Origin of the sequence: Winogradskyella psychrotolerans RS-3 (genome assembly GCF_000427335.1) — a bacterium.
GTDB classification, from domain to species: Bacteria; Bacteroidota; Bacteroidia; order Flavobacteriales; family Flavobacteriaceae; genus Winogradskyella; species Winogradskyella psychrotolerans.
Genome location: NZ_ATMR01000043.1, coordinates 1 through 560, shown reverse-complemented (window position 1 = coordinate 560; position 560 = coordinate 1). Strand labels below are relative to the sequence as shown.

Sequence of the window (560 nt, the reverse complement as noted above, 5' to 3'; positions counted from 1 at the left end):
TCAAGAAGATAAAACAACAAATCGGAATTGAAGCCCAGATCATAGATGGTGAAAGGGAAGCAGAGTTGATTTACAAGGGCATTCGCCTAAGTGGCTGCCTAAATCCCGAAAATGCCCTGATGATGGACATTGGAGAGGCTCTGTAGAATTCATAATTGGCAAATGAAGAAGTAAATACTACTGGAAAGGTAGTTTTGAAATAGGTGGCCAAAGACTGCTGGACCTGTTTCATTATCACGACCCCATTTTACCAGAAGAAGTGGAGAAGCTTTATGCCTATTTATCCCAAAAACTTCTCCCCCTTACCAAGGCCATAAAAGAACATGCACCCCAACAACTTATAGGCGCTTCGGGTACATTTGACACCTTGACAGACATGTACCTGGCCACAGAAGGAAAGAAAAAAGATAGAAAAATAATCAAACATTTTTTACCTGTTACAGCTTTTGAAGCAATTGCTACAGACCTGTTGCTCCTGGACAAAGCAAAAAGACTCAAAATTCCTGGCATGATCCCTAATGAGAGTGGACATGATAGTGGTGGCCTCCTGCCTGATTCGC

At 42.1% G+C, this 560-nt stretch carries 2 protein-coding genes; both read left to right on the top strand.

The genetic code is table 11. The features are described 5' to 3' along the window. The first annotated feature begins 8 nt into the window (after positions 1-8). Positions 9-146, top strand: coding sequence for a Ppx/GppA phosphatase family protein (locus tag ADIWIN_RS22110; RefSeq protein ID WP_369021491.1), 138 nt, complete (start codon positions 9-11; stop codon positions 144-146). Positions 147-199: 53 nt separating this feature from the next. Further along, positions 200-560: Ppx/GppA phosphatase family protein (locus ADIWIN_RS21620; protein ID WP_200859786.1), on the top strand; the 361-nt coding region annotated here is incomplete at its 3' end.